Annotated in this window: 3 protein-coding genes; 2 read left to right on the top strand and 1 reads right to left on the bottom strand. The window is 64.8% G+C overall.

The window, feature by feature from the left end:
- Positions 1-264 precede the first annotated feature (264 nt).
- A complete protein-coding gene (locus ACLL81_RS06595) occupies positions 265-1,641 on the bottom strand; it encodes a transposase (RefSeq protein ID WP_411287553.1) in 1,377 nt (458 codons plus the stop codon).
- Positions 1,642-1,760: 119 nt separating this feature from the next.
- Between ACLL81_RS06595 and ACLL81_RS06590 the strand changes: the two genes are divergently transcribed.
- Complete coding sequence (locus ACLL81_RS06590; protein ID WP_411287552.1) at positions 1,761-2,036, top strand: hypothetical protein; 276 nt, start codon at positions 1,761-1,763, stop codon at positions 2,034-2,036.
- 124 nt (positions 2,037-2,160) lie between these two features.
- Positions 2,161-2,946, top strand: a 786-nt coding sequence (locus ACLL81_RS06585) for a chemotaxis protein CheB (protein ID WP_411287551.1), incomplete at its 3' end; no start/stop codon positions are given.

The following is a 2,946-nucleotide window of genomic DNA, read 5'->3' as shown; positions in this document are numbered from 1 at the left end:
GCTGATTCCGAGGGCTGCGCCCATTGTATAAGGCCAAGCAGACTGGCGCGTGAAACTTGCCGTCTGCAATCTTGCGCATCTTCACCGTGTTTGGCTCTGCGAGCAGCGTATCCGGGGGGGGCGGGTGGCCACCTGTTGAATGTCGCATTCGGGAGAGCAAGCCAATGTCCGCTCCTGGCGGATACCGTTGAAAAAGTCGCCTGACTGGTCGGCTTGAAGAGCGGCGCGGTCAGGCTGTGACGCGGTTCGCGACGCTTCAGGCCTTCAGGCGGGTGCCGGGGCGGTCTGTAGCGGGATCAGGCGGGCCATTTTGCGCAGGTTTTGGGCGGTAGCTGCGAGGAGGAACTCGTCGCGGGCGCCGCAGGGGCCGCGAAGGCGCAGGCGGTCCAGCCTGAGGATGCGCTTGAGGTGGGCGAACAGCATCTCGACCTTCTTCCGCTCGCGCCGAGAGGTGACGTAGGCGTCGGTCCTGGCGATGTTGCGGGCGACGTCCCTGGCGTCTTCGTGGATGGAACGAGTCACCTTCCGGGCCGGGCCGTTGGGGCAGCAGTTGGGCTTCAGCGCGCAGGTGTCGCAATCGATCTTGGAGGCGCGATAGCGGTAGGTGGCATCCGGCGGGGTCTCCGGGTGATCGGCGCGGAAGGCTCGCCGATATTGCTTCAGTTCCCTGCCGCCCGGACAGCGATAGAGGTCGGCGGCACGGTCGTAGGTGAAGTCGGCCCGGGAGAAGGTCCCGTCCGTGCGGCCAGACTTGTCGATGATCGGGATGTGCGGGGCGATCTCCTGGTCGTTGACCAGCCATCCCAGCATCTCGGCCGAGCCATAGGCGGTGTCGGCGGCAAGGCGATCGGGGTGGAGATCATGCCGCTCCCGGACCCGCTCGATCATGGTGCGGGCCGCAGTCAGCTCGGCCGGCCGCACGGCGGTGGAGGCTTCGACATCGACGATGACGGCGTGTTCCAGATCGATCAGGTAGTTGGTGGCATAGGCGAAGAAGGCCGGCCCCTTGTTGGCGGCGGTCCAGCGCGCGGCCGGATCCACCGGCGAGATAAACTTGGGCGTCACCGGCGTGGCCGCGCCGAACGCCGCGTCGTCCAGCACCGCCAGATACTCGTCGATGGCCCGGCTGGACGCCTCGGGCGGCAGACCGGGATAGCCGGGCACGCTGCGCTCGCGGTTCGCCTCGGCCTTGATCAGGCTGGCGTCCACGGCGAAGCCCTCGCCGCCGACCAGGCCTTCGGACATGCACCGCCGAAGGACCGTGTCGAACAACTGACGCAGCAGGTCGCTGTCCCGGAAGCGGCCGTGGCGGTTCTTGGAGAAGGTCGAGTGGTCCGGCACGACGCCTTCCAGACCCAGCCGGCAGAACCAGCGATAGGCCAGGTTCAGGTGGACCTCTTCGCACAGCCGACGCTCTGACCGGATGCCGAAGCAGTAGCCGACCAGCAGCATCCGGATCAGCAGTTCGGGATCGATCGAGGGGCGACCCATGGCGCTGTATAACGGAGCCAGATGCGCGCGCAGGCCCTCCAACTCGACAAACCGGTCAATCGACCTCAGCAGGTGGTTCGCCGGGACGTGGTCCTCCAGCGAGAAAGTATAGAACAGGGCCGCTTGATCGACCCGCCGCTCGCCCATCATCACGCTGCCTCCGGTCTCAATGACCAGAGTGAATCAGCCCCTGAAGCCCGTGGCAATTGCCGACTTTTTCAACGGTATCGGTCGATAGCGGACCTTCCCGGCTCCGCTACGGTTGAGAGATGAGAGCCGCCTACGACAAGCTGTTGGAAGAAGTCTGCGTCCGCCTCGGGTTCTGCGGTTCCGTTGTCGATGGCCAACCCCTGCACGTTGACCAGTTCCTCCCTCAGTCCGGCGTCCTGACCAATGAGGAGTTCGCCGACGCCCTATTCAAGGCGGAGGGCTGGGACCCGGATGGCTTAGAGGCCGGACCGTCCGGGGAATCCCTAAAAGGTCACCAGAACCTAGAAGCTGAGACCGCCTGGCACCCTTGGTGGCTACGGCTTGGTCTGCTGTAGGGCCGACCTCTCAAGGGTTTCTTTTCGGCTCGCAGAGATTGTCTACCTCCGATGCCTGGTAGGCGTCCGACGCTGCCCGCGCCGCTTGTTCGGAACGTCGCGCTACGCCGTTCGTTCGGCCTTCATGGAGCCTCAAACCGTCATCGTCGTCGGAGCTTCCGCTGGCGGTGTCGATGCCCTAGGGACTATCGTCAGCGCCCTGCCAGCCGACTTCGCGGCAGCGATTTTGGTGGTCCTGCATATCGGCGCGCACAAGAGCAACCTGCCCTGGCTGTTGAACCGGCAGGGGCCGATCGAGGCGGTCCATCCCGCCGACGGCGATCCAGTCGAGGGCGGTCGGGTCTATGTAGCGCCTCCGGATCATCACCTGACGGTGGAAGACGGCGTTATGCGGTTGACCAAAGGCCCGCGCGAGAATTTCGCCCGACCGGCCATCGACCCGTTATTCCGCAGCGCCGCCCAAGTCTACGGCTCGAACCTGATCGGGGTCATGCTGACCGGCGGGCTCAACGACGGCACGGCGGGCATGTACGAACTGAAACAGCATGGCGGCTTGGCCATCGTTCAAGACCCCGAAGAAGCGCTGAACGCCGGCATGCCCCGCAGCGTCATGGCGCATATGGCCGTCGATCACTGTGTGCCCGTGGAGGAGATCGCACCGCTTCTGGTACAGTTGGTCTCCGAACGGTCACAAACCGCCACCGCAGGCCAAACCACAGACACCAATATCAACCTACAGGTCCCGGAGATGACCGCAGAGTTCACGCAGCACCGACCGATCGCGGTCACCTGTCCGGATTGCGGCGGAGCCCTGCGACGGCGTGATCTGGGCACCATCACCCTGTTCGAGTGTCATATCGGCCATCGCTACACCGCCGAGGTTATGCTGGCGGCGCAGTTCCTGGCGCTT

The sequence above is a fragment of the Phenylobacterium sp. genome, assembly GCF_046590535.1.
Lineage (GTDB): Bacteria > Pseudomonadota > Alphaproteobacteria > Caulobacterales > Caulobacteraceae > Phenylobacterium.
This window is presented reverse-complemented; position numbering and strand designations above follow the sequence as displayed.